The organism is Avibacterium sp. 21-586, from assembly GCF_026226775.1.
GTDB lineage: Bacteria > Pseudomonadota > Gammaproteobacteria > Enterobacterales > Pasteurellaceae > Avibacterium.
Genome location: NZ_JAKKOD010000001.1, coordinates 390030 through 413734 on the forward strand (window position 1 = coordinate 390030; position 23705 = coordinate 413734).

Below are 23705 nucleotides of genomic sequence, written 5' to 3' on the forward strand. Positions count from 1 at the left end.
CATAAGAATGATTTATCAAGGTTTTTTATCCGCTTAAAATGCGGTGAAATTTCTCATTCTTTTTATCTTACTAAAAAGTAACCTGTAGGGACGGATTTATCTATTCGCCCGCATAAAATATAAAAGCAAAGTGCGGTGCAAATTTTATTTATTTTTTGATTGTTTTTAGTAAATTTGCCCACAAATAGGTAAACAAGAAAATCTTGAAAATCATTCACGCAATTTATCATTTCACGTCCGATGAAAACGGACGTGATCCTATATATACAACCAATGAAAAATACAAAGCATAAACAACCATTTAGCTCATTACAAAAAGCCTTATTTGCTCAATTAACGGAGATAATGAACGTGGATTATCGCCGTCTACAAGGGCGAATTAGAGGGCTACACCAAATCAAAAATCCGCAAACACAAGAAAAAGTGGCTGCTGAAATTCAATTACAAATTCAGCAGGCACAGGCGCGTTTACAGCAACGGAAAAGTGCGGTTGGAAAAATTGAATTTCCTGAAAACTTGCCGGTAAGCCAGCGCAAAGATGAAATTGTCAAAGCCATTGAGCAAAACCAAGTCGTGGTTATTGCGGGAGAAACCGGTTCAGGAAAAACCACCCAGTTGCCGAAAATGTGCCTTGAACTAGGGCGTGGACAAAAAGGCTTGATCGGACACACCCAACCGCGCCGCATTGCCGCTCGTTCTGTGGCAACACGCATTGCCGAAGAGCTACATTGTGATCTAGGAACGTTGGTGGGCTATAAGGTGCGTTTTAACGATCAAATCAGTGATGATACCCAAATTAAGCTGATGACAGATGGTATTTTACTTGCTGAAATTCAAAGTGATCCTTTTTTAAATCAATATGATACCTTGATCATCGACGAAGCCCACGAACGCAGTCTAAATAACGATTTTATTCTTGGTTATTTAAAACAGCTGTTAGCAAAACGCCCTGATTTAAAGGTGATTATTACCTCGGCAACCATTGATGTGGAGCGTTTTTCGCGTCATTTTAATAATGCGCCAATCATTGAAGTTTCGGGGCGAACCTATCCTGTGGAAGTACGTTATCGTCCTGTAGCTGAAACGGAAGAACAAGATCAAATCCAGTCTATTCTTAATGCCGTTGATGAATTACAGGCAGAAGGGCGGGGCGACATTTTGATTTTCCTAAATGGTGAGCGTGAAATCCGTGACACGGCAGAAGCCTTGGAAAAACAACATTTAAAACATACTGAAATCCTACCGCTCTTTGCTCGCTTATCGGCGCAAGAGCAAAACAAAATTTTTCACCCAAGCGGTTTAAATCGTATTGTGCTTGCTACCAATGTGGCAGAAACTTCACTGACTGTACCCGGTATTAAATATGTGATCGACCCCGGCACGGCACGCATTTCCCGTTATAGCTACCGCACTAAAGTGCAACGGCTACCCATTGAGCCGATTTCACAAGCTTCGGCAAATCAACGTAAAGGGCGTTGTGGACGGGTATCCGAAGGGATTTGTATCCGTCTTTATTCAGAAGAGGATTTTAATCAGCGCCCAGAATTTACCGATCCTGAAATTTTGCGTACCAATCTCGCCTCCGTCATCTTACAAATGACCGCTCTTGGGCTAGATGATATTAGTGCATTTCCTTTCGTCGATGCTCCTGACAGACGCCATATTCAAGACGGTATTAAGTTATTGGAAGAATTGCAAGCCTTCCAAATCGTGAAAACCAAGCACGGCGAAAAACGCCAGCTCACGCAAATTGGACGCCAGCTTGCTCAGCTACCCGTTGATCCTCGTTTGGGTAAAATGTTACTGAGTGCGGTAAACAGCAATGCGTTGCACGAAGTGATGATCATCGTGGCAGCACTTTCTATTCAAGATCCTAGAGAGCGTCCACAAGAAAAACAGCAAGCGGCAGATGAAAAACATCGCCGTTTTGCGGATAAAAAATCAGATTTTCTCGCGTTCTTAAACTTGTGGAATTATCTGCAAGAACAGCAAAAAGCCTTAAGCAAAAATCAGTTCCGCCGTTTATGCCAGAAAGATTATTTGAGTTATATCCGCGTGCGGGAATGGCAGGATATTTATCATCAAATTCGTTTAACCGTGCGTGAAATAGGTTTGCCGATTAATTCGCAAGTGGCTGAATATCCGCAAATTCACACCGCTCTTTTATCCGGCTTGCTTTCTCATATTGGTATGAAAGAAGCGGAAAAACAGCAATATTTAGGTGCGAGAAATGCCCATTTTGCGATTTTTCCTAACTCCGTACTATTTAAGAAGCAGCCAAAATGGTGTATGGCAGCGGAATTAGTGGAAACCTCAAAATTATGGGGACGAATGGTAGCAGAGATTGATCCCGAATGGATTGAGCCATTGGCACAACATTTAGTGAAAAAATCTTATGCCGAGCCACATTGGTCAAAATCCAAAGGGGCGGTCATCGCCAATGAAAAAGTGACCTTTTATGGCGTGCCGATTGTGGCAAGCCGCCCAGTGAATTATGGCAAAATTGATCCTGCGGTGAGCCGAGAAATTTTTATTCAATCTGCATTGGTGGAAGGAAATTGGCACACGAAACACACGTTCTTCTTGCAAAATCAACGGCTGATTCGCGAAGTGGAAGAGTTAGAACACAAGACACGCCGCCGAGATATTTTGGTGGACGAACGCCGTTTATTTGAATTTTATGATCAACGTATTGGCACAGAAGTGGTGTCGCAAAAGCATTTTGATACTTGGTGGAAAAAAGCACGGCAAAAAGATCCTGAATTACTGAATTTTGAAAAAGCTTTTCTCACCAATGATAACGCCAATGTCAGCGAGCTAGATTTCCCTAATTTCTGGCATCAAGGCAATTTAAAATTAAAGCTTAGCTACCAATTTGAACCGGGTATGGAAGCCGATGGCGTAACCGTGCATATTCCCTTGCCATTACTTAATCAAGTGGAAATGCAAGGGGTTGACTGGCAAATTCCGGGCTTACGCAAAGAGCTGATTATCGCCCTGATTAAATCTTTACCAAAAACATTACGCCGCCATTTTGTGCCTGCACCGAATTATGCGGAAGCTTTTCTTGGACGTGTGAATGATTTGGATAAGCCGTTACTAGAAACGCTGTCTGCGGAATTGCGTAAAATCACAGGCGTTTATGTTGCCCCTGATGAATGGAATCTTGCTCAAATTCCACCGCACTTAACAATGACCTTCCGTGTGGTTAATGAAAAAGGTAAGAAAATTGCTGAGAGTAAAAATTTAGATGAACTCAAAGTGAGCCTAAAAGCGCAAGTGCAGGAAACCTTGTCAGCCGTGGCAGACGAAGGCATTGAGCAAACAGGGATTCATTTATGGAATTTCGACCAATTACCGCAATATTATGAGCAGAAAAAGCAAGGTTTTACCATCAAAGCCTATCCTGCCATTGTGGACGAAAAAGATTCTGTCGGGATCAAATTATTTGAAACAGAATTTGAGCAAGCCGTCGCAATGGAACAGGGACTACGCCGCTTATTATTGCTTAATGTGCCATCGCCGATAAAATATTTGCACGAAAAACTACCCAATAAATCAAAACTAGGGCTGTATTTCACGCCATTTGGCAAAGTGCTGGAATTGATTGACGATTGTATCGCCTGCGCCGTGGATAAATTAGTGCAAGATTTCGGCGGTTTTGTATGGAATGAACAGGATTTTGAGCGCTTAAAAGACGATATTCGTGCTAATTTAAACGAAACCACGGTGGATATTGCCAAACAAGTGGAAGAGATTTTGACCCTTGTATTTGAAATCAATAAACGTTTAAAAGGCAAAATGGATTTCACCTTAGCCTTTGCCCTTTCAGATATTAAAGCGCAAATCAATCATCTTATTTATCCAAATTTTGTGCAGAAAACGGGCTATCAACGCTTACCAGATTTATTACGTTATTTGCAAGCCATTGATAAACGCATTGACAAATTACTGCAAGATCCCAACCGTGATCGTGCTGCAATGTTGCGGGTAGAAAGCGTCGAAAAGGCGTATCAGCAGTTATTATTAAAACTGCCAAAATCCAAGCCAATCCCTGCGGAAGTGGCAGAAATTCCTTATATGATCGAAGAACTACGCGTCAGCCTATTCGCACAACAACTTGGTACGAAATATCCTATTTCAGATAAACGGATTTTGAATGTGATTAATGAGTTGGGTTGAAGTCGTTCAACGAGCTAAAGTGAATAGAAAACTCGACCTAAAGAGAAAATTATCTCCATTTGAGAAAGTACACAGGGATAAATAAAGTAAATGAAAGTGTAGTATCATTTTTTTTCAGATTTTAAAAATCTTAGAAAATCACAACTGCACGTTAAATAATGGTATCGACATAAGAGTAAATTGTTGCTTTATTTTTCAGCATTTAAGCCTATTTAGGGATGAAAGGTTTGCAATTCCCTAGGGCTTGGGGCATAATGCGAGCGTTCTGTTGCTAGATTTGGTGGCAGATGTTATGGAAACCTTCTCGGTTCCTCGCAACGAGGTCTGGTTTACTCGGTCAGGTTCGGAAGAAAGCAGCCAAAGTCAGATTTTTCGTGTGCCGAGATCAAGCTGGGAAGGTTTCCGCCCAGCTTTTGTTTTCTCCGCTTTTTCTCTTCTTAAACCAGTGCTTATTTTTTCTGTTTGGTTAAATTCTTTCTACTAATTGTTTAAAAAAGCCGTTTTCTTTTGCCATTAAGGTTTGATAATTGCCTTGTTCAATCAATTTACCGTCATCAATAATGTAAAGGTTATCAAATTGTTCGATAGCGGTAAGGCGGTGAGTTATCATAACCAAGGTTTTGTTTTGGCAATGCGTAAGAATTAAACGCAGAATTTGGCGTTCTGTTTCACGATCTAAACCTTCGGTAGGTTCATCAAGTAGTAAAATGGGCGCTTGATTTAGCAATACGCGTGCTAAACCTAGACGGCGTTGTTCACCGCCTGAAAGCGGGCGGCCGCCATCGCCAAGCCATTGGGCTAAGCCCTGTTCTTGCTCTAGTAATTTGCCTAAGCCCACTTGGTTTAGCACTTCAATCATCGCCTCATCAGAAATAGGCTGCTGGTTTGCTAGTTGTAAATTATTACGCAGGGTGTCGCTAAAAATATGTACGCGTTGGGTTAAAAAGCACATTTGGTTGCGCAAACTTTTTTCTCTGTAGCTTTCAATCGGTTGATTGGCAAGGAAAATTTTCCCTTGTGCGGGATTATAATTACGAACTAAAAGCTGTAACAGGGTGGATTTGCCACTGCCAGTTTTTCCTAGAATAGCAACTTTTTCCCCTTGTGGAATTTCAAGGTTGATGTTCTGTAATGCAACATCTTGGCGTTCAGGATAAGTGAAACTCACTTGCTGAATGGAAAGATCAAGTGCGGTGTTTTTTTCGATAGTTTTTTGTCCGTTAAATTGCACCAATGGAGTTTGTTCGGTGATTTCGGTAACCCGTTCGGCAGAAGCAATCACTTGTCCGATATGCAAAAATGCCGACCCCAAAGGCATTAAAATCTCAAAGGCAGCCAGTGCGGCAAGGGCAAATAGGGCGATAATAGCAGGGCTATATCGATCACTACCCAAATCGGCATTGGCGGCAAACCATAAGGTCAGTGTGAGCAAAATCCCATTGGCAAAAAGCACAAGTGCGGTGGAAAATCCGCTTAAATTGGCTTCTTTTTGTTGAAAGTGTTGCCATTGTTGTTCTGTTTCGTCCAGCTTTTGTTTGAGTGGTTTTTGTGCGTTAAACAGCAATAATTCAGCTTGAGATTGGATATATTCCACAAATTGTGTGCGGTAAGCGGCACGCACTTGGGTGAGTTTATGCCCGAATTTTTGCCCTAACTGATAAAAAATCGTTGGTACAATCAATACAAGTGCGGTCAAAATTGCACCAAAAAAGAGGGCGAGTGAAAGGTTAAAAAAGCTCAAACCTAGGGTGAGAAAGCCAATCACCAGCAAAGCGCTGATAAAGGGCGCGAGCAGGCGAAGATAGAGACTATCGAGCGTATCCACATCTGCCACTAAGCGGTTTAATAAATCACTGTTGCGATAACGATTTAGCACGGCTGGGCTTAGGGGAATGATCTTTTGGAATACTTGCACACGCAATTTAGCGAGGATTCTAAAGGTGGCATCGTGAGTAACAATTTTTTCAAAATAACGGGCTACGGTGCGTCCAATTGCCAAGCCACGTACGGTAGCAGAGGGATAGAAAAAGTTAAATAATGTGCCAATACCTGCCAAGGCGGTGGCGGCTAAGAACCAGCCTGATACCGTTAATAAGCCAATGCTGGCGGAAAGTCCTGTGATCATCAGGATTAAGCCTAAAAATAAAACAAATTTAGCGTGCTTAAATAAACGTAAAAATGGTAAAAGTGTACGCATTAATTAATATCCTGTTTACGTTGTGCAAGAAGTTCTGCGAAAAATCCGTTATTTTGTAATTCGGCAAAGTTGCCTTGTTGAACAATTTGTCCTTGTTGCATCACAAAAATACAATCGCATTGTTTGAGATCTTCAATGCGGTGTGTGATCATCAAGGTAGTTTGTTCACGGCTAATTTTTTGCAAGGCGGTAAGCACCAGATTTTCTGATTGTGCATCAAGGCTGGCAGTGGGTTCATCAAGTAATAATAAATGGCGATGACGCAATAAGGCGCGGGCAATGGCTAAACGTTGCGCTTGCCCTACGGAAAGCCCAATGCCCCCTTCTTTGATTTCGGCATCTAGCCCTAATTTATCGGTAAATACGGTAGCCTGTGCTTGTGCTAAGGCGTGCTGAATTTGTTCATCGCTAGCTTGGATATTACCCAATAGTAAGTTTTCACGAATCGTGCCTTGTAATAGCAAGGGGTTTTGTCCCACCCACGCAATCGCACTGCGCCATTGGGTTTTATTCATTTGATTGAGTTCAATACCATTAATTTTCAGGCTGCCTTGATAATCTAAAAAACCGAGTAGGGTATTGATTAATGAGGTTTTTCCCGCACCACTTTGCCCGACTAACGCCGTATGACTTTTGGCTGGCAGATGAAAATTAAGGGCTTGGGTGAGTGGTTTTCCTTGTGGTGAGAGTACCACCAGATCTTGCGCGTGGATTTCAACCGTTTCATTTAAAGTGAAATCTTGGCTTGCTTCCGCTTCATTTAAAATAGGCTGTTCTAAAAATTCGACAATGGCATCAGCCGCGCCAATAGCTGCTGCACGATCGTGATAATAAGTGCCAAGATCACGCAAAGGCTGATAAAACTCTGGAGCTAGAATTAAGCAGAAAAAGCCGATAAATAAGGTGATTGGCGTGCCATAAGCACCGAAATCAAGCTCGCCCAAATAGCTAAAACCAAAATAGACGGCCATTAGCGCAATGGAAATCGAGGTGAAAAATTCTAACACCGCAGAAGACAAAAACGCCATTTTCAGCACGTCCATTGTGGTTTCGCGGAAATCTTCAGTGGCTTGTTCAATATGGGCGGTTTGTTCTTCCGTTTTATTGAATAAACGTAAGGTTTCCAGCCCGCGTAGACGATCTAAAAATTGACCACTTAATTTTGCCAAGGTTTGCATATTTTTTTGGCTGCTGTCTGCGGCGGCAATTCCAACCAAAATCATAAAAATTGGTACAAGGGGAGCAGTAATGAGCAAAATTAACCCTGCCGCCCAATTTAGTGGAAAGATGGCAATTAAAATAATCAGCGGAACGATCACCGAAAGAGCTTGTTGTGGCAAATAGCGCGCATAGAAATTATGTAGATTTTCCACCTGTTCTAACATTATGCTTGCCCAACTGCCAGCCGGTTTTTGATTAATCATTGCTGGGCCAACTTGGTGTAATTTGGTAAAAATTTGTTGGCGGATAAAATGTCTTAATTTTTGACCGCACTTGAAACCAAGGCGTTCACGCCAATACAAAATGATCGCACGCAAGCCAAAGCCTATTACTAAAGCGATAAAATAACCGATCAAATTTTCCCTTGCGGTTTGCTCGATAATGAGCTGATGTAATAGGGTGGCGAGCAAATAGGTTTGCGCAACTAAGATCAGAGATGAAAGGCTAGCCAATAAAATATTTAGGCTGAGTAACTTTTTTATGGGCTTTTGTTGGGCACGTAGCCATTTTTGTAGGTGTCGTTGGCGAGCTTTATCCATAATTCTGTTTAAAAAGGTTAAGTAAAGTTAACGTGATGATAAAAGAAAAAAAGTTGTGCATTACGTGAATAATGCACAGCTTAGGGTTATTCTTGGCTATCCAAAAAACGTTCTGCATCTAAGGCAGCCATACAACCAGTGCCAGCAGACGTGATGGCTTGTCGGTAATTGTGATCCATTACATCACCTGCGGCAAATACGCCTTCTACTGATGTGGCAGTGGCGTTGCCTTCTAAGCCAGATTTGACCACGATGTAGCCATTATTGAGTTTAAGCTGATCGGCGAAAATGTCAGTATTGGGAGCGTGCCCGATTGCTATAAAAATACCGTCTAGTTTTAGTTCTTCTGTCTCATTTGTTTGCGTGTTTCTTAAACGCATTCCGGTTACGCCCATATTGTCGCCAAGTACTTCATCTAAAGTACGGTCGGTATGCAGGATAATTTTTCCTTCTTCCACTTTTTTGTATAGGCGATCCACTAAGATTTTTTCTGCACGGAAGCTATCACGGCGATGCACTAAATGCACTTCAGAAGCAATATTGGCTAAATAAAGGGCTTCTTCCACCGCGGTGTTTCCACCTCCAATTACTGCAACAGGTTTATTGCGGTAGAAAAAACCATCACAAGTGGCACAAGCAGAAACGCCACGACCTTTGAAGGCCTCTTCAGAAGGCAAGCCGATATAGCGCGCAGACGCACCAGTGGCAATAATTAGCGCATCACAGCTAAAACTTTGAACATCACCATAAAGTTTGAACGGACGAGAAGAAAGATCCACACGATTAATATGATCGAAAATAATCTCGGTATCGAATTTCTCCGCGTGTTGCAACATTCTTTGCATTAACTCAGGGCCTGTGGTATCGCCAAAATCCCCCGGCCAGTTTTCGATTTCTGTAGTTGTGGTGAGCTGTCCGCCTTGTTGTAAGCCAGTGACTAATACTGGACTTAAATTCGCACGCGCTGCATAAATTGCCGCAGTGTAGCCTGCGGGCCCAGAACCTAAAATTAACAGTTTGCAATGTTTCATTTCTGACATAAAAATTCCTAGTTTATAAATCGTAAAAAATCTTCGCTATTATAGAGCCTTACGCTGTTAAATTCATTAATAGAGTAGTGAATAGAGCAATCGGCGGTATTTATTGGTAATAGGATCGTTATTACCAATGGCGGCAAGAATAGATAAAAACTCTTGTTTGACTTCGCCATTCAGTACACCTAAATCTTGTTTTAATAAGCTGAATAATAATTCCAAGGCGTCTTCATTGCGGTGCGCTTGGTGTAGCTGTAACGCCAGTTTTAAGGCAATTTCAGAGCTTGGGTTTTTGGCATATTCTGCTTGTAATTGCTGAATTTCTGGGGTATCTGCAGCTTTAATTAATAAGTCAATTTGTGCTTGCAGCCCTTGCCAACGGCTATCGCGATCTTGCAATGGGATACGGTTTAAAATTTCCTGTGCAGGTTCAACGCGTTTCATTGCAATATAAGTTTCCGCATAAAGCAGGGCAATATCACTATTTTTGTGATCAGAAAGCTCCCACGCTTCTTTTAGCAATGGCAAGGCTTGATCATAGTTTTCATTAGCAAGAAAATCTAACGCTTGAGTAAATTTAATCTCTTCTTCTTTTGGCAAAATAAAGCTTAAATGTTGCTCAAGGGTAGCGTCATCTAATGCCCCTTGGAACGCATCAAGGGCTTGTCCGTCTTTGAATAAATAGGTAGTTGGTAGGGTTTGAATACGAAACTGTGCCGCCACCATTTGTTCAGCCTCACAGTTAATTTTGCCCAATAAAAATTGCCCTTGGTGTTTTTCCGCATAGCGTTCTAGCACACTTACAAACGCCGTGGATTCTCTGTGGCTTGGCGCATAAAATACAAGCGCAACTGGTTTTTGTTGAGTTTGTTGTAAGATCTCGGTGAGATTTTGTTCCGTAATATCAATAATATAAGCTGACATTTTCACTCCACGTTTCACCCTAGGGTCTGTTGATAATTCATTTTAGATTTAAGCTGGAGCCTATTTTCGAGAGAGCAAGGCGAATGTGGTAAAGTTTAGTTATTCCCAACAAACTACGTTCAACACCGTTATCACGAAAAATAGATCCAACCCTTTGGGTTATGTTAAAAAATGAGTATTGATTGTAACAAAAGAGCGGTGCCTTTTGGAAAACTTTTCTTATTTAATTGATGATGTGCTAGGCGCGATCGGTTAATTTTTATTGGGAATAATTTTAAATCAAATATAGGTTTTTTTAAGTATTATAGAGGCAATAACGATCAATTTGAAAATAAAGATGAATAAATTTTGTGCGTAAGATCACATAAATTGCAACAATATATTTACAGTATTTTTACGCTTGATAAACTTGCGTGCTGATTTTCCTATCATTCATTTATGAGGTTCTCTTATGTTATGGTTTCTTTCGTGTGTAGCCTTGCTTTTACTTGGTTACTTCTTTTATGGTTCAATTGTTGAACGCGTTTTTAAAATTAATCCTAACCGCCTCCCCCCAGCTCATGAGATGGCTGACGGGGTAGATTATGTACCAATGTCTAAAAAGAAAATTTGGCTTATTCAATTATTGAATATTGCAGGAACAGGCCCTATTTTCGGTCCTATTCTAGGGGCTTTATACGGGCCTGTAGCAATGTTATGGATTGTTTTAGGCTGTGTTTTCGCTGGTGCTGTACATGATTATTTTAGTGGAATGTTGAGTGTTCGTAATGGCGGGCAATCTGTACCAAATCTGGCCGGAAAATATTTAGGTTCTCCAATTAAATATTTTATGAATGCTTTGGCTCTTGTGCTATTAATTCTTGTCGGCGTTGTCTTTGTTATTTCCCCTGCTAGCCTATTGACGAACTTAACAATAGATAATTTAGGGGATACCTTTAATTTAGAAAGTCAAAATACATTATTAGTTTGGACTGCTATTATCTTTGCTTACTATATTATAGCGACCTTAGTGCCTGTAGATAAAATTATTGGCCGCATTTATCCATTATTTGGGGCATTATTACTATTTATGTCTTTTGGTATGTTATTTGCGCTACTATTTGAAGATAAAGCGTTATTTCACTCTGTTGGTGAGATGAGTTTTTCTAAATTTTTCGAAAATATGCATCCTAAAGATTTACCAATTTGGCCATTAATTTTTGTTACTATTGCGTGTGGAGCAGTTTCAGGGTTCCATGCAACACAATCGCCACTAATGGCACGTTGTATGCAAAATGAAACAGAAGGCCGTTTTATTTTTTATGGTGCAATGATTGGCGAGGGGATAATTGCGTTAATTTGGTGTACCGTAGGTTTAACCTTCTATGACAGCCCTGCATTAATGAATGATGCGATTACAGCAGGAACACCTTCAAAAGTAGTTTATGATTCTGCCACTCATATGCTTGGTTACTTCGGTGGTATTTTAGCCGTGCTTGGCGTGGTGGTATTGCCTATCACATCTGGGGATACTTCATTTCGAGCAGCACGCTTAATCATCGCAGAATTTTTTAAAATTGATCAACGCAACTTAATTAAACGTTTAATGATAGCAATTCCATTATTCGTATTAGGTTTCATTATTTCTAAACTTGATTTCCAAGTAATTTGGCGTTATTTCGGTTGGGCAAACCAAACTACTGCAATGGTAATGCTGTGGACTGCAGCGGCATATCTATATCGTTATAATAAATTCCATTGGATTTGTACGATTCCTGCAATCTTTATGACAATGGTATCCGCCACCTTCCTTGCTTACGCAAAAATTGGTTTAGGCTTAAGCTACAGTGTTTCTGTTTGGGTTGGTACTGGTTTAACTGTATTAGCGCTTATTTGCTTTTTCACCTTGTTAAAACCAATTGCTAATGGTGATCCTGATTCTGAAACAGTGAAAATCTAAAAATAACGAAAATTCATCCGCACTTTGTCTCCGTATAAAGTGCGGTTTTTTTTATGTTATTTTTATTTATTTTAAGTATAAAAAAACCGCCACTTAAAATCAGGTGGCGGAGAGGTCTTAAATAAGAAACTATTTAAAAAAGACAACTGCAATTTGCAGTGCACTAGCATTTATTAAGACTCTTATTAAAAGAGATAGTTCAAAAATATTTTAGGTTTTTATCATAAGAATGGTAATTTATAGAAATCACCTAACTTGTATAATTCCATTTGCTTTAAGGATTGGGATTGATTATAATCCCCCAGCTCAAAGGTTATTTTGAGTTTAGTTTTGTAAAATCGCTGGGTCGCCTGCGATTTATTCTATTAACGTTTAATTAAAGAGAATATAACTATGTCATTCAAATTTAACGCTGAAGTGCGTACAGCGCAAGGTAAGGGTGCGAGCCGCCGCCTGCGTCATAATGGTCAAATTCCTGCAATCGTTTATGGTGGGAATGAAGCACCTGTTTCAATCATCTTAAACCACGATGAATTAAACAACGCTCAAGTACATGATTCTTTCTATTCAGATGTCATTACTTTAGTGATTGATGGTAAAGAAGTGGCAGTGAAAGTTCAAGCAATGCAACGCCACCCATTCAAGCCAAAACTCGTTCATATTGACTTTAAAAGAGCATAATCTTTAAGTTTAAACCACTCTAAATGCGAGGGCTCTTTGTTTTGCAAAGAGCCTTTTGTCATCTTATTATCTAAGATAGCATCTAAGATTATCTATTTGTTTTTCTGCTTCATTCAACCCTAATTCATACATCGCCTGAATTTTTTGCCGATCTTTTTCGATACGTTTGATGTGCAGATCTTGCGGTGGGCGAATGACGAAAATTTTCCCTTCCTGCTCTAACTTAATAATTTTCTCGATTTGTTGATTATAGTGTTCTGCACGTTGAATAAGCTTTTCGGCAAGGCGTGGATATTTGTGATAGAACCAATTAATCAGCCATTTGGCTGAAGGTTTTTTGCGATAATCGAAAGTGCGGGTCAAAATAACGATAATTTTTTCGTAACCTAAGTGTTGACAAAAATCCAATGGAATACTGTCAGCAATCCCCCCATCTAAATATTTTTTACCATTAATTTCAACATATTGTGAAACAAAAGGCATTGCGGAAGTGGCGCGCAAGGTTTCCATTTGCGCAAAAGGATCGCTGATTTTTACATATTCCGCTTGTCCCGTTTCAATATTGGTGAGCGTGGCGTAGAAATCCGTATTGGCTTGTTTGAAAGCTTCATTATCAAAGGGATCAAGGGTAAACGGCACTTGATAAAAGGCGAAATCCTTATTCACAATATTGCCCGTGGTAAATAGGCTAGTAAAGCCAAGATAGCGCTTATCATTCAAGTATTTTAGATTGTAGCGAATGACACGGCCCGCTTGCTTAGAAGGATAATTCACACCAAATAGCGCACCTGCTGACACGCTCACAATACCGTCAATATGCACATTTTCTTTCAGAAATAGATCAAGCACGCCAGCGGTGAACATTCCACGCATCGCACCGCCTTCTAACACTAATCCAATTTTCATTATTACGCCTTTTTAACTCCAATCCAAAGGATAAATGATAACACTTGGTCAGGGTTCATCAAGCAATAAATTTACTTTATAATACCAACCGATTAGATGAAATTAGGATATGAAAATGAAAATTGCCCTAGGCATTGAATATAATGGCAAGCATTATTTTGGCTGGCAACGGCAGGAGAGTGTTGCAAGTGTGCAAGCGCGGTTAGAAAAAGCCATTTCCTTTGTAGCGAATGAAGAATGTCAAATTTTCTGTGCTGGGCGGACGGATTCTGGTGTGCACGCAACAGGGCAGGTGGTGCATTTTGAAACCAATGCTATTCGCGCAGAAAGTGCGTGGAGTTTTGGGGTAAACGCCAATTTGCCCGATGATATTGCGGTATCTTGGGCAAAGCAGGTTGATGATGATTTTCACGCACGTTTTAGTGCTATCGCACGCCGTTATCGCTATGTGATTTATAACAATAAATTGCGTTCGGCGATTTTGCCAGAAGGGGTTACCCATTATCATCAGCCGTTGGATCACCTACTAATGCACCAAGCAGGGCAGGCGCTATTGGGAGAAAATGATTTTTCTTCTTTTCGTGCGGCACAGTGTCAATCCAATACACCGTGGCGAAATGTGCATCATTTGAATGTGATTAGGCAAGGAAAATACATTATTGTGGATATTCAAGCCAATGCTTTTGTTCATCATATGGTGCGAAATATTGTGGGTAGCCTAATGGAAGTGGGGGCAGGGCGTCAGCCTGTGGAGTGGATAAGCTGGCTGCTCGCGCAAAAAGATCGCAAACTGGCTGCGCCTACCGCCAAACCAGAAGGGCTTTATTTAGTGCAAGTGCATTATCCTGAACAATTTGCCATTCCGCAAAATGCACTTGGGCCACTTTATTTGTCCGATCAGTTATAGCGTTTAAAAACTAGAATATTCGTGCAAATTATGGTGTAATAAGCAGAATTTTTTTATGAATAAGAAAGGGTTAAAATGAGCTGGATTGATCGAATTTTTAGTAAAAATACGGCATCAAATACACGCAAGGCCAACGTGCCAGAAGGCGTTTGGACAAAATGTACCTCTTGCGGACAAGTATTATATCGTGATGAATTAACACGTAATTTAGAAGTTTGTCCAAAATGCGAACACCATATGCGTATTGATGCGCGTACACGTTTATTAGCTTTACTAGATAAAGAAAGTGCGGTGGAAATTGCTGCAGATCTAGAGCCAAAAGATATTTTAAAATTTAAAGATTTAAAAAAATATAAAGATCGTTTAACTTCAGCGCAAAAAGAAACAGGGGAAAAAGATGCCTTGATCGCGATGGCAGGTACCTTATATGGTATGCCCGTGGTTACTGCCGCGTCTAACTTTAGCTTTATGGGCGGCTCAATGGGCGCTGTGGTTGGGGCGAAATTTGTTAAAGCAGCGGAAAAAGCCATTGAAGAGAATTGTCCTTTTGTCTGCTTTTCAGCCAGTGGTGGCGCGCGTATGCAAGAAGCATTGATTTCTTTAATGCAAATGGCAAAAACCAGTGCGGTATTGGCAAGAATGCGTGAAAAAGGCGTACCATTTATTTCCGTGCTAACGGATCCAACACTAGGTGGGGTTTCGGCAAGTTTTGCAATGCTTGGCGATATTAATATTGCAGAACCTAAAGCGTTAATTGGTTTTGCTGGTCCGCGCGTGATTGAGCAAACTGTGCGTGAAAAACTGCCAGAAGGTTTCCAACGCAGTGAGTTCTTGTTAGAAAAAGGTGCGATTGATATGATCGTAAAACGTGGTGATATGCGTGAAACCCTAGCAAGCTTGTTGGGTAAACTTTCTAATAAGCCCTCTCCTTTTGCGCAAGCTGAATTAGTAGAAAATCTCCCAGAGAATGAATAATTTTAAATCTTCTTTAACAGCCACTTCGCCTTTGTCGCAGTGGCTTTCTTATTTGGAAAAAGGTCATTTCAAACCGATTGATTTAGGTCTTGATCGCATTAAATCGGTGGCAGAACAGCTTGATTTGCTCAAGCCTGCACCTTTTGTGATCACCGTTGGTGGGACAAATGGAAAAGGCACAACCTGTCGCTTGTTGGAGCTGATCTTGCTCAATGCGGGTTATCGTGTTGGCGTGTATTCTTCCCCCCATCTAATTCGTTATAATGAGCGTGTTCGTATTCAAAATCAAGAATTACCTGATACGCAACATAGTGCGTCTTTTGCCTTTATTGAGCAGAATAAAACGCAATCTTTAACCTATTTTGAATACAGCACTTTATCGGCGTTGTACCTGTTTAAACAAGCTAAGCTTGATGTGGTGATTTTGGAAGTGGGGCTAGGCGGACGTTTAGATGCCACCAATATTGTGGATAGCGATATTGCGGTGATCACCAGCATTGATATTGATCACACGGATTTTCTTGGTGATAGCCGTGAACAAATAGCCTTTGAGAAAGCAGGGATTTTTCGGGCGAATAAACCGGCCATTATTGGTGAGCCAGATATGCCAAATACAATGCTAGAACACGCGCAAAAGCTGCATTGTCAGCTTAGCCGCCGTGGGGTAGAGTGGACATTCAGCCAGACGGATCAAAGTTGGCAATGGCAAAGTGAACACAGTCAGAATGGAGAGAATGAAAGCAAAAAAGTGCGGTTAGAAAATCTGCCTTTTCCACATATTCCACTAGCGAATGCCGCCACAGCTTTAGCGGTGTTGCCTTATTTTCCGTTTAACATTGCAGAACAACATATTCGTGAAGCGTTGCAAAGTGTTCAACTTACAGGACGTTTCCAACCGTTGGATAACGTGCAGCGACAGCATTTGAGTAAACTGTTACATTGTAACGAAAAAAAATTGCCACAAGTGATTATTGACGTAGGGCATAATCCACACGCTGCAAAATATTTAGCGCAAAAACTTACCGCACTTAAACAATCGACACAACGTATTTTGGCGGTTTGTGGTATTTTGAAAGATAAAGATACTCAAGGCGTGTTTTCCCCTTTGCTTGATGTGATTGATGAATGGCATTGCATTAGCTTATCTGGCTATCGTGGACAACGTGGTGAAGAATTGTTGGCACAACTACAAGCGGTGGCGTTATCGCAAAATAAAACACTGAAAGCAAGTTCATCTTCTTCAATGGAACAAGCGCTACAAAGTGCGGTGCAAAATTTGCACGAAAATGATGTGCTACTTGTTTTTGGCTCTTTCTATACGGTAGGCTTATTGCTGGAATTGCTTAGCTAACGACTTAGAGCGTCAAAATTTATTTAGACAGGGAAATGCAGATAAGGGCATTCTAGTGCCCTTATTGCCTATTTCGCTTATCAAGGCGAATCAGCTTTTAGTTTGGCTTGGTTTTATGGCTAACAAATTGCAGTTTAATTTGCTAATGACATGTTCAGCAGTATTGCCTAGAAATGCAGCAGAAAGCCCAGTTCGTCCTACAGTGCCTAACACAACGGTTTCAGCACCGAGTTCTTCTGCAACTTTTGGAATAACGTCTTCTGGAAATCCTTCTAACACGTGAGTGTGATCCTCATCAATGCCAAACTTTTGGCGTAATGCTTTCATATTAACTAAATATTCGCCACGAATACTATTACTATAATCGGTGTTATTAAATTCTGGGAGATCCAAGGCCATATTAATTGGCGTTGGCGGATAAGCACTAACCAAATGAACATTTCCACGTTCTAGTACATCGGCTAAATCAATACCTAGATTTACCAACTCATCATTGAAACGACGATGATTTTCCTCATTATCAGACACATTTACTGCAATAAGAATGCGTCTTTGATGCTTCCAGTCACCATCTTTTACTATCATTATTGGGGCTGGGCATTTACGTAATAGCTGCCAATCCATTGGTGTAAAAATCAGAGATGTTAAGCTTTCTTCTTGATTTTGCGTGTATTTCACAACGAGATCGTAGTGGTTTTTATCTACTTCTATGCTAATTGCTTCGGCTTCATTGTTATTCCAAACAATAATGGATTCAAATTCAATATTTGGATGGGCATATTTTTCAAAATATGGTTCAATCAGTTTCTGATGTTGTGAAATAATGCCTTGGTGCATAGTTTCTCTTTCTTCAGAAGAGAGCAACGCGGACATATCGTATGATAAATCATAAACAGACATGAAGGCGGTAATTTTTACTTTACTTTCATTCTTTTGTTCATTAGCTAACCGAACAGCGCGGGCAAGTGCATATTGTTTTTGATTATCTGGATTTAGTACTACAAGAATATTGTTGAACTTCATCATATGTCTCCATAGCAATTGTTGAATTGGTGTAAGCATAGAGAATATTAATAAAAATGACAAGGTAGAAGTTGAGGAAAAATGAGAAAGAAAGGGGGAAATCCCCCACTAATCGATTATTCAACTATCTGAATGCGTGTTTTAGTTGTTCCTGCGAGAGTAGATAATTCAGTCATATCATTAATTGTAATATATTTGCCTTGAACTGATAACATTCCTGATTTTTGGAATCGTCCTAATAAACGGCTAATGGTTTCAACGGTTAATCCTAAATAATTACCAATATCGCCACGCGTCATTGTTAAACGAAATTCACGGGCAGAAAACCCTCTTGCTGAGTAACGTAGAGAAAGATTATGCAAAAAGGCGGCAAGGCGTTCTTCAGCATTCATTTTGGATAATAGCAATATCATCTCTTGGTCACTCTTAATTTCGTTACTCATCAAGCGCATAATTTGCTTGCGTAATTTGGGCATTTTGCCTGATAAATCATCTAGAATGTCAAAAGGGATTTCACATACCATTGCAGTTTCTAACGCTTGAGCAAAACTGGGATGCCGCATATTAATGATTGCATCAAAACCGACCAAATCCCCTGGCAAGTGGAAAGAGGTAATTTGTTCTTCACCTGATTCACTAATCGTGTAGGATTTGATTGTTCCTGAACGAATAGCGTAGAGAGAATTAAGGGGATCACCTGCTTTAAATAGAATTTGGGATTTTTGAATAGGTTTTTTTCTTTCAATAATGTTATCAAGCTGGTCTAATTCTTGTGAGTTCAAAGTAAAAGGGATACAAAGCTGACTTATGCTACAATCCTGGCAGTGTATTGTACAACCATTTGGTTGACTACGGCGTGTCATTCTTGATTCAGGCGATAACATTTTATTTCTTCCTCAAATAATTTAGGTAAAACAGAAAAAATCATATAAAATTGATCTAACGCAAGAAATGATAACATTAAATAGCGAACTTAAGAAGTTTTTAATGAGTAAAGAATTATTCAGAGGAAAAAATGGCGACAGAGAAACTTACTAAAAAACGTTTAATCCAAATTATTTTAATGCTTTGCGTACTACTTTCTGCATTTTTCTACCGCACTTGCCATTACCAACAGATTCAAAGTGCGGTGAAAAATCAGCACGTTTCTGATAAGGAAAAAGCCAGTGAGTAACTGGCTTTATGTGGATAACTAACCTTGATCAACAACAAGTTTTGCAAGATCTTTATCAACGAGAAATAGTCCTTTACCATCTTCACCGAGAAGATTCAGTTTATCTAAAATACCGCTGAATAATTTCTCTTCCTCATGCTGTTCTGCCACATACCATTGTAAGAAATTGAAAGCTGAAAAGTCTTTTTCTTCAAAGGTTTTGCCGACTAATTCATTGATTTTGCTGGTGATCAGCTTTTCGTGTTGGTAAGTGGTTTCAATCACTTGTTTTAATGAACTAAATTCGTGTGGTGGCGCTTTAATTTCGCTAATAATTGGTAATGCACCAGTTTCGGTTAAATAAGTAAACAATTTACGCATATGTTGCATTTCTTCTGCTGCGTGAGCAGATAAAAATTTCGCGGTGCCCTCAAACCCTTGTTGGTCACACCAAGCACTCATTTGTAAATATAAGTTTGAGGAATAAAACTCCAAATTCATTTGATCATTTAATAATTTAATTACGTTGTTTGATAACATTTTTCTCTCCTTTTATTGTGATTATTCTAATGTAGCTAAATCGCGGTCAATATAGTAAAGAGAACGACCATCCTCGCCCACTAAATTGAATTTATCAATAATACTGTTGAATAATTTTTCTTCTTCGTGTTGTTCTGCTACATACCATTGTAAGAAATTGAAAGTAGAGTAGTCTTTGTGTTCAAAGGTGACTGCCACCAATTCATTAATTTTTGCAGTAACGAATTTTTCGTGTTCAAGTGTGATTTGAAATACTTCTTTTAATGATTTGTAATCATTTTTTGGTGCATCTATTTTGCCCAATAATGGCATACCTGTTGTATCCTTCACATAAGTGAGTAATTTTTGCATATGCATCATTTCTTCATCTGCGTGGCGAAGTAAAAAGGCCGCCGCACCTTCATAACCGTTTGCTGAGCACCAAGCACTCATCTGCAAATATACATTGGAAGAATAAAATTCCAAATTAATTTGTTCGTTTAGTTTTTTAATAATCGCGTCTTGTAACATAGCCACTCCTTTCCTTAATGGTTAATCAAATATAGTGGGCATAGTTTAACCAGTTTTTTCTTTTTTGCAACTAAAAATGTTTGTAAGTTATTAATTTTTAAAGGGAATTTTAATAATAATTATTCTATTTAAGAGAATCGTTCTTATTGCCAAATACGAAAAAGGAAAGTGCGGTGAGAATTGATTGAGTTTTCAGCCTATATAGCAACATATAGACTGAAAGTAGGTAATTACGCAAGCGGAATGCTGGAGAAAAATACCAGTAAAATAGGTGGTACAATATTGGTAACAAAGCCAAAACTAATCGCCAGTGGCACAACTTCAATGCCGCCAGAACGTTGAATAATTGGCAAAGTGCAATCTAATGCTGTTGCGCCTGCTATACCTACGGCGGTAGAACGATAGTTAAACATAAAAAACGGGATAATAAATAAGCTGAAAATTTCCCGTGAAAGATCATTGAAGAACGCAATGCTGCCAAACATTGGTCCCCAAGCATCATTGATAATAACACTCGAAAGTGAATACCAGCCAAAGCCAGAAGCAATCGCTAAGCCTTGTGTAACAGGTAAATCCAGCACATAAGCGGAAATAATCCCGCCTAACAATGAAGTGAGAATAAAAATAAGCCCCGTATAAAGTCCGCGTTTATTAAAGATCACTTCGCGCAAGGCAATACCATTATTACGCAGTTGAATGCCGACAAAAAAGATCAGTAGAACTAAGGCGTAAGTGCTTGTACTGAAAGGAAAGGCAAGCCATGCTTTGGTTAATATCCCCAAAATAAAACCAATCAGCACCATTGAGCAAAGTTTAGCACTGTCTAATAATAATCGCCCGCGCGACGGTAAATCTTTGCCCAAATGTTTAAGTGGCAGTGGGTGCAGTTTATCATACAATATTAAACCAAGAATATTGCAACCTTGAATGATTAAAGCAAAAGTGAAAGCAGAAATACCAATTAATGGCAAGGTGTTGGCAAGATCGTCCAAATGCCCCAAAGAAACGCCCATAATGAATAAAATCAGATAGAGCAGCAGCATCACCATTTGATTTATACGCTGCAAAAGTGCGGTATTTTTTATCTTAAAAAAATAGCCCAAGCACATTGGGCCGAGGACGATAAGTAATCCTTCAAACACAGTTTTTCCTTAAAATGATGAAATGATTGTGCTATTTTACGTCAGTGAGTCAAAAATACCAAATTAACCAAGGATATAAGGAGCGGTGATGTATTTGCGTCAATTAGATATTGTGGGATTTCGTGGCATAAACCGCCTTTCGTTTACCTTGCAGCCTAATATGGTGCTGATTGGTGAAAATGCGTGGGGTAAATCCAGTTTATTGGCGGCACTAAGCGTAATTTTTAATGATAAACAACACCTTTATCAATTCCAAAAAACGGATTTTTATCAGGACGAAAATAAGGCGTTTACGTCGAAAGAAATCACCTTTCTCTTCACCTTTAGTATTCTCCGTGACGCTAAATCCTTAGCAAATTTCCCTTATCAGCAACTGGCAATTTTTGATGATGAACCTTATGCCAAAATTTATTTTCAGATTACAGGGGAAATGCAAGACGCGGAAATTATCACTGCCTATCATTTTTTAGATGGCGAAGGGAAGGTGCTTAAGCTGGAAAATGCTGAGCAAATGGCAATGGCGTTGATTGCACTGCACCCTGTTTACCGTTTTCGTGATGCTAGGCTTAATTCATCAGCTGAGTATCAACATTTTACAACTCTGCCGTTGTTAGTGGATCCGAAACTCAATCGTGAAATTCAATCCACGTTGCGCTTACTTCAACGTTATTTTATCAATCGTGCGATGGCAACAGAATTAATGCAAGATACCACCGCACTTTGGAATGATGTGAAATCGCTTTGCCTGAAATTGCGTGAAAAACAGCATCATTCATTGCGCCATATTTTATTCAAACAATTAACCCAATTATTTGTTTCTGTCAATGAATTACGCGATGTTCACAGCCTGCGGCCAATTATTTTATTTGAAGATCCCGATGCCCGTTTGCATCCAAGAATGGTGGCAATGATGTGGGAGCTAGTCAGTTATTTACCAATCCAACGGATTACCACCACGAATTCGGTGGAATTACTGTCACAAATCCCTTTGCAGTCCATTTGCCGTCTAGTGAGAAATGTAGAGCGTACCCAAGCCTTTCAGCTTTCACATCAATTAAATAAAGAAGAATTACGCCGTTTGAGCTTTCATATTCGGCATAATCGTAGCCTTGCATTATTTTCTCGAATGTGGCTGTTGGTGGAGGGCGAAACAGAAGTTTGGATTTTAACTGAATTGGCAGAATTGCTTGATATTGATCTTGCGATGGAGGGCATCAGAATCGTGGAATTCGCCCAGTGTGGTTTGCGTCCTTTGATTCATTATGCCAAAGCAATGGGAATTGAGTGGTATGTGCTGACTGATGGTGATGAAGCAGGAAAAAAATATTCTGCAACGGCGAAAAGTTTGCTCAACGATAACGAACCGCCAGCAATGCGGCTCACTTATTTGCCAAAGAAAGACATTGAGCATTTTTTCTATTATGCCGGTTTTGAACAAACCTTTATTCGATTGGCGCGCTGGCAAGATCATTCGCAGAAATATTTGCCTCATCGCATTATTCAACGTGCTATACAACGCACATCAAAGCCCGATCTTGCAGTGGCGTTATCCAACGAGATAAAACAGCGTGGGGTAGCGTCCATTCCGCGTTTGTTTAAACAGCTTTTCACTCGTGTTTTAATTTTAGCGCGTTCATCTTAAAAAATCGTCTAAACTCGAACAAACCAAGTGATAGAGAAAAAATGACGGAAAAAAGAAAAAATAAGCGGCAATTAATGCCGCTTGTTTCGCTGATTTAGGCTAAACGGGGATTTTAATTTCCCGAACTTTCATCGTAAATCCGTCAATGAGCAATAATCGCCCACACAAATTCTCTCCCATTTTCAACCGCACTTTGATCGCTTCAAGGGCTTGCATTGAGCCAACAATACCCACCATTGGCGCAAGCACGCCTGTTTCTACACAGCTTAATGGGGCATTGCCAAAAAGCTGACTGAGCTGGCGATAGGTGGGGGTGTTTTCTTCATAAGTGAACACAGAAATTTGCCCCTCCATACGGATTGCTGCACCAGAAATGAGTGGTATTTTGCGTTGTTCACAACAACGATCTAGCTGATTGCGCGTTTCCACATTATCGGTACAATCTAGCACCACATCAACGCGTGCTAATAATGCGAGTAGGGCATCATCATCTAACTGTTGATTGATGGCTTCCAGTGCAACGTGCGGATTTAAACGCTGTAAACTGAGCTTGGCGGATTCCACTTTGGGCATTGCTAGACGGCTATCATCGTGCAACACTTGGCGCTGTAAGTTAGACAAAGAAACGGTATCAAAATCTACTAAAATTAATTTGCCAACGCCTGCCACGGCTAAATATTGGCTCGCCGCACAGCCTAAACCGCCCAAGCCGATTATCAGCATTGTGCTGTCTTTTAGGGTTTCTTGTCCGTCAAAATCAATGGCTTTCAGCACAATTTGGCGATTGTAACGCAGCTCTTCTTCAGCAGTGAGTTCGATCATAATCAACCTAATAATTC

19 protein-coding genes and 1 other RNA gene are annotated in these 23705 nt (G+C 40.1%); 9 read left to right on the top strand and 11 right to left on the bottom strand.

Annotation, left to right across the window (positions count from 1 at the left end; genetic code table 11):
• The first annotated feature begins 273 nt into the window (after window positions 1-273).
• Both hrpA and ffs read left to right on the top strand, forming a co-directional pair.
• The gene (hrpA, locus tag L5B71_RS01790; protein ID WP_265756659.1) at window positions 274-4182 is read left to right on the top strand and encodes an ATP-dependent RNA helicase HrpA; all 3909 of its coding nucleotides are present in this window, start codon (window positions 274-276) and stop codon (window positions 4180-4182) included.
• A gap of 301 nt (window positions 4183-4483) precedes the next feature.
• Window positions 4484-4582: signal recognition particle sRNA small type (ffs, locus tag L5B71_RS01795), an RNA gene on the top strand.
• Between the two features lie 66 nt (window positions 4583-4648).
• Here the strand turns inward: ffs and cydC are convergent.
• The 4 genes from cydC to L5B71_RS01815 all read right to left on the bottom strand — a co-directional run bounded on the left by cydC (window position 4649) and on the right by L5B71_RS01815 (window position 10097).
• Window positions 4649-6379, bottom strand: coding sequence for a heme ABC transporter ATP-binding protein/permease CydC (cydC, locus tag L5B71_RS01800; protein WP_265756661.1), 1731 nt, complete (start codon window positions 6377-6379; stop codon window positions 4649-4651).
• A complete protein-coding gene (cydD, locus tag L5B71_RS01805) occupies window positions 6379-8139 on the bottom strand; it encodes a heme ABC transporter permease/ATP-binding protein CydD (RefSeq protein WP_265756662.1) in 1761 nt (586 codons plus the stop codon). The genes cydC and cydD overlap by 1 nt, the downstream gene beginning before the upstream one ends.
• A gap of 86 nt (window positions 8140-8225) precedes the next feature.
• On the bottom strand, window positions 8226-9179 hold the full coding sequence (gene trxB / locus L5B71_RS01810) for a thioredoxin-disulfide reductase (protein ID WP_265756663.1): 954 nt from the start codon (window positions 9177-9179) through the stop codon (window positions 8226-8228).
• Window positions 9180-9245: 66 nt separating this feature from the next.
• Window positions 9246-10097 carry a co-chaperone YbbN gene (locus L5B71_RS01815; protein ID WP_265756664.1) on the bottom strand — a complete coding sequence of 284 codons (852 nt, stop codon included), beginning with the start codon at window positions 10095-10097 and terminating at the stop codon, window positions 9246-9248.
• A gap of 451 nt (window positions 10098-10548) precedes the next feature.
• On the opposite strand from L5B71_RS01815, the gene L5B71_RS01820 reads away from it, so the two are divergent.
• Both L5B71_RS01820 and rplY read left to right on the top strand, forming a co-directional pair.
• The gene (locus L5B71_RS01820) at window positions 10549-12036 is read left to right on the top strand and encodes a carbon starvation CstA family protein (protein ID WP_265756665.1); all 1488 of its coding nucleotides are present in this window, start codon (window positions 10549-10551) and stop codon (window positions 12034-12036) included.
• Between the two features lie 393 nt (window positions 12037-12429).
• Window positions 12430-12717 (top strand): 50S ribosomal protein L25, encoded by a 288-nt coding sequence (rplY, locus tag L5B71_RS01825; RefSeq protein ID WP_265756666.1) that lies wholly within the window; start codon window positions 12430-12432, stop codon window positions 12715-12717.
• A 66-nt stretch (window positions 12718-12783) separates the two neighbouring features.
• Here rplY and L5B71_RS01830 read toward each other — a convergent pair whose 3' ends face one another.
• Entirely contained in the window at window positions 12784-13623 is an 840-nt protein-coding gene (locus L5B71_RS01830) for a patatin-like phospholipase family protein (RefSeq protein WP_265756668.1), read from the bottom strand.
• Window positions 13624-13738: 115 nt separating this feature from the next.
• On the opposite strand from L5B71_RS01830, the gene truA reads away from it, so the two are divergent.
• The 3 genes from truA (at window position 13739) to folC (ending at window position 16856) form a co-directional block, all read left to right on the top strand.
• Complete coding sequence (gene truA, locus L5B71_RS01835; RefSeq protein WP_265756670.1) at window positions 13739-14530, top strand: tRNA pseudouridine(38-40) synthase TruA; 792 nt, start codon at window positions 13739-13741, stop codon at window positions 14528-14530.
• Window positions 14531-14605: 75 nt separating this feature from the next.
• Window positions 14606-15505, top strand: a complete 900-nt coding sequence (gene accD, locus L5B71_RS01840; RefSeq protein WP_265756672.1) for an acetyl-CoA carboxylase, carboxyltransferase subunit beta — start codon at window positions 14606-14608, stop codon at window positions 15503-15505.
• Window positions 15498-16856 carry a bifunctional tetrahydrofolate synthase/dihydrofolate synthase gene (gene folC / locus L5B71_RS01845; RefSeq protein ID WP_265756674.1) on the top strand — a complete coding sequence of 453 codons (1359 nt, stop codon included), beginning with the start codon at window positions 15498-15500 and terminating at the stop codon, window positions 16854-16856. The genes accD and folC overlap by 8 nt, the downstream gene beginning before the upstream one ends.
• Before the next feature lie 90 nt (window positions 16857-16946).
• Here folC and uspE read toward each other — a convergent pair whose 3' ends face one another.
• A complete protein-coding gene (gene uspE / locus L5B71_RS01850; RefSeq protein ID WP_265757765.1) occupies window positions 16947-17879 on the bottom strand; it encodes a universal stress protein UspE in 933 nt (310 codons plus the stop codon).
• A 116-nt stretch (window positions 17880-17995) separates the two neighbouring features.
• Entirely contained in the window at window positions 17996-18763 is a 768-nt protein-coding gene (locus L5B71_RS01855) for an FNR family transcription factor (RefSeq protein ID WP_265756676.1), read from the bottom strand.
• A gap of 131 nt (window positions 18764-18894) precedes the next feature.
• On the opposite strand from L5B71_RS01855, the gene L5B71_RS01860 reads away from it, so the two are divergent.
• Complete coding sequence (locus L5B71_RS01860; RefSeq protein ID WP_265756678.1) at window positions 18895-19053, top strand: hypothetical protein; 159 nt, start codon at window positions 18895-18897, stop codon at window positions 19051-19053.
• Between the two features lie 18 nt (window positions 19054-19071).
• Here L5B71_RS01860 and ftnA (L5B71_RS01865) read toward each other — a convergent pair whose 3' ends face one another.
• From ftnA (L5B71_RS01865) to L5B71_RS01875, 3 genes are all read right to left on the bottom strand, one after another.
• A complete protein-coding gene (ftnA, locus tag L5B71_RS01865) occupies window positions 19072-19572 on the bottom strand; it encodes a non-heme ferritin (protein WP_265756679.1) in 501 nt (166 codons plus the stop codon).
• Between the two features lie 21 nt (window positions 19573-19593).
• The gene (gene ftnA, locus L5B71_RS01870; protein ID WP_265756680.1) at window positions 19594-20082 is read right to left on the bottom strand and encodes a non-heme ferritin; all 489 of its coding nucleotides are present in this window, start codon (window positions 20080-20082) and stop codon (window positions 19594-19596) included.
• 230 nt (window positions 20083-20312) lie between these two features.
• The gene (locus tag L5B71_RS01875; RefSeq protein ID WP_265756681.1) at window positions 20313-21224 is read right to left on the bottom strand and encodes a lysine exporter LysO family protein; all 912 of its coding nucleotides are present in this window, start codon (window positions 21222-21224) and stop codon (window positions 20313-20315) included.
• Between the two features lie 88 nt (window positions 21225-21312).
• Between L5B71_RS01875 and L5B71_RS01880 the strand changes: the two genes are divergently transcribed.
• Complete coding sequence (locus L5B71_RS01880) at window positions 21313-22866, top strand: DUF2813 domain-containing protein (protein ID WP_265756683.1); 1554 nt, start codon at window positions 21313-21315, stop codon at window positions 22864-22866.
• 99 nt (window positions 22867-22965) lie between these two features.
• Here L5B71_RS01880 and moeB read toward each other — a convergent pair whose 3' ends face one another.
• The gene (moeB, locus tag L5B71_RS01885) at window positions 22966-23688 is read right to left on the bottom strand and encodes a molybdopterin-synthase adenylyltransferase MoeB (protein WP_265756684.1); all 723 of its coding nucleotides are present in this window, start codon (window positions 23686-23688) and stop codon (window positions 22966-22968) included.
• Between the last annotated feature and the right edge of the window lie 17 nt (window positions 23689-23705).

Coding starts and splice junctions, on each gene's coding strand:
- hrpA (WP_265756659.1), top strand. CDS start 274: ATGAAAAATACAAAGCATAAACAACCATTTAGCTCATTACAAAAAGCC.
- cydC (WP_265756661.1), bottom strand. CDS start 6,379: ATGCGTACACTTTTACCATTTTTACGTTTATTTAAGCACGCTAAATTT.
- cydD (WP_265756662.1), bottom strand. CDS start 8,139: ATGGATAAAGCTCGCCAACGACACCTACAAAAATGGCTACGTGCCCAA.
- trxB (WP_265756663.1), bottom strand. CDS start 9,179: ATGTCAGAAATGAAACATTGCAAACTGTTAATTTTAGGTTCTGGGCCC.
- L5B71_RS01815 (WP_265756664.1), bottom strand. CDS start 10,097: ATGTCAGCTTATATTATTGATATTACGGAACAAAATCTCACCGAGATC.
- L5B71_RS01820 (WP_265756665.1), top strand. CDS start 10,549: ATGTTATGGTTTCTTTCGTGTGTAGCCTTGCTTTTACTTGGTTACTTC.
- rplY (WP_265756666.1), top strand. CDS start 12,430: ATGTCATTCAAATTTAACGCTGAAGTGCGTACAGCGCAAGGTAAGGGT.
- L5B71_RS01830 (WP_265756668.1), bottom strand. CDS start 13,623: ATGAAAATTGGATTAGTGTTAGAAGGCGGTGCGATGCGTGGAATGTTC.
- truA (WP_265756670.1), top strand. CDS start 13,739: ATGAAAATTGCCCTAGGCATTGAATATAATGGCAAGCATTATTTTGGC.
- accD (WP_265756672.1), top strand. CDS start 14,606: ATGAGCTGGATTGATCGAATTTTTAGTAAAAATACGGCATCAAATACA.
- folC (WP_265756674.1), top strand. CDS start 15,498: ATGAATAATTTTAAATCTTCTTTAACAGCCACTTCGCCTTTGTCGCAG.
- uspE (WP_265757765.1), bottom strand. CDS start 17,879: ATGAAGTTCAACAATATTCTTGTAGTACTAAATCCAGATAATCAAAAA.
- L5B71_RS01855 (WP_265756676.1), bottom strand. CDS start 18,763: ATGTTATCGCCTGAATCAAGAATGACACGCCGTAGTCAACCAAATGGT.
- L5B71_RS01860 (WP_265756678.1), top strand. CDS start 18,895: ATGGCGACAGAGAAACTTACTAAAAAACGTTTAATCCAAATTATTTTA.
- ftnA (WP_265756679.1), bottom strand. CDS start 19,572: ATGTTATCAAACAACGTAATTAAATTATTAAATGATCAAATGAATTTG.
- ftnA (WP_265756680.1), bottom strand. CDS start 20,082: ATGTTACAAGACGCGATTATTAAAAAACTAAACGAACAAATTAATTTG.
- L5B71_RS01880 (WP_265756683.1), top strand. CDS start 21,313: ATGTATTTGCGTCAATTAGATATTGTGGGATTTCGTGGCATAAACCGC.
- moeB (WP_265756684.1), bottom strand. CDS start 23,688: ATGATCGAACTCACTGCTGAAGAAGAGCTGCGTTACAATCGCCAAATT.